The 1711-nt window shown below is 59.1% G+C and carries 2 protein-coding genes and 1 pseudogene; 1 reads left to right on the top strand and 2 read right to left on the bottom strand.

Annotation, left to right across the window (positions count from 1 at the left end; all coding sequences use genetic code 11):
• Nucleotides 1-385: GNAT family N-acetyltransferase (locus AC1DH9_RS28575; protein ID WP_477809275.1), on the bottom strand; the 385-nt coding region annotated here is incomplete at its 3' end.
• A 226-nt stretch (nt 386-611) separates the two neighbouring features.
• Here AC1DH9_RS28575 and AC1DH9_RS28570 point away from each other — a divergent pair.
• On the top strand, nt 612-1532 hold the full coding sequence (locus tag AC1DH9_RS28570) for a universal stress protein (RefSeq protein ID WP_427539781.1): 921 nt from the start codon (nt 612-614) through the stop codon (nt 1530-1532).
• Here AC1DH9_RS28570 and AC1DH9_RS28565 read toward each other — a convergent pair.
• Nucleotides 1522-1711, bottom strand: a pseudogene (locus AC1DH9_RS28565) (alcohol dehydrogenase); the annotation flags it as partial. The gene AC1DH9_RS28570 and the pseudogene AC1DH9_RS28565 sit on opposite strands and share 11 nt — an antisense overlap.

Raw genomic sequence — 1711 nt, 5'->3', positions numbered from 1 at the left:
GCCCCAGGTGCTGCCATTCATCGGCAACGGTGATCGCGCATTCGCATTCATGTTCGGCGGTGGCGGCATAGCGACTGACGCCGATTTCGATCAGTTTGCCGTCTTCGTGGACCAATGCGATGTAGGCCATACGTTGCTTGCCGTCGATGTCCATCAACTGATCGAGCATGGCTTTATCGGGTTCGTTGATTTGCGCCAGAAAGCGCATATGACGGGATTCCGGTGACAGGTGCTTGATGAACGCGTATTCGCGCTCGCGGTCTTTTTCCGTCAATGGCCGGATCAGTACATGCCGACCGTCCCTGAGCGCTTCAATCCAGTATTTCCCGCTGACGGCGGCATAGACGGCCGCCGCCCGTTCATTGTGGTCTTTGACGGTAAGCATGGTGTGATCCTCCGTTGGGCGTAAAAAGCTCGCGTGTGGCATGAGTTCACGCGTGTTGTTGTACTTTTTACGCCGCTGACGGCACTTGAATCTGATCTGGATCAGACACTCGGCATAGGCGTCCTCAAACGTTCGGGTTTGATGTAAATCAACCCCTCTCAGGGGCTAATGAGTGCAGTCTAGGAGCATGCCGGCGGGATCGACCGGCGCAGAGCCGAGGTGTGTGATGGGTCAATATCAACGTTTACTGCTGATCGCCGACCGAACCCTGCATCAATCTCCAGCCTTGCTGCGTGCGGTCGCCCTGGCCAAGGCGAGTGGGGCGGTCTTGCACGTGTGTGCCTTTGTCGAACCGGTGCCGATCGTTCATTTGTGGGATGAAAAAGTCGATGAGGCGGCATTTCACAGCTACCTGCGTCGCTATCGCCGCTGGATGTCGGAGGAAATCCAGCGACTGAGCGGTGAGGGGCTGAAAGTCTCGGTGGAAGTGGTCTTCACCACCCATCCGCTGCTGGATATCCTGAAACATGTCGAGGAGTTCAAGCCTGACCTGGTGATCAAGGACGCCACGCTGGAGCCGGTGCTCAAACGGGTATTCATCACGCCACTCGATTGTCACCTGCTGCGCGAATGCCCGGTGTCTGTGCACCTGGTCAACCAGGCCCGTTACAGTTTRCCTCACCGGATCGTGGCGGCGGTTGACCCCTTCGACCCGCAAACCCAGATCAGTGGCCTCAACGACACCATCATTCAAACCGCGAACGCCCTGGCCCTGCAGTGCGATGCGCCGCTGCATTTGCTGTACGCCTACGACCTGTCACCCGCGTTCAATGGCGATGCACCGTTGGTCAACGGCGGCTGGAGCATGGATTACATGGAGGAGCTGCGTGAATCCCTGCACCTGGCATTCGTGACCCTGGCCGATCGCTACGGTATACCGCCCGAACGTCGGCACTTTGTCATGGGCCAACCGGTTCGGGCATTGACCGAGTTTGTCGAAGAGTACCTGGCCGACGTGGTGGTGATGGGCACCGTGCACCGGGTCGGGCTGGATCGGTTGATTGGCAGCACCACCGAACGGGCGCTCTACTCGGTGCCTGGCAGCATTCTGGCGGTCCGCTCACCCGGTTTTGCGGTCAGGGGGTAAGCACGATGGCGCCTTTGACCTGACCGCTCCTCAACTGGGCGAGCGCCTGATTGGCATCGTCCAGTGCAAAACAGGTGACATCGCTGTGCACGGGCGTATGGCGGATCTCCTGGAAAAACGCCGTGCCGTCTTCGCGCGTCAGGTTGGCCACCGAACGTACGCTGCRCTCACCCCAGAGC

Source organism: Pseudomonas sp. 05T35 (genome assembly GCF_056396605.1).
This window is presented reverse-complemented; position numbering and strand designations above follow the sequence as displayed.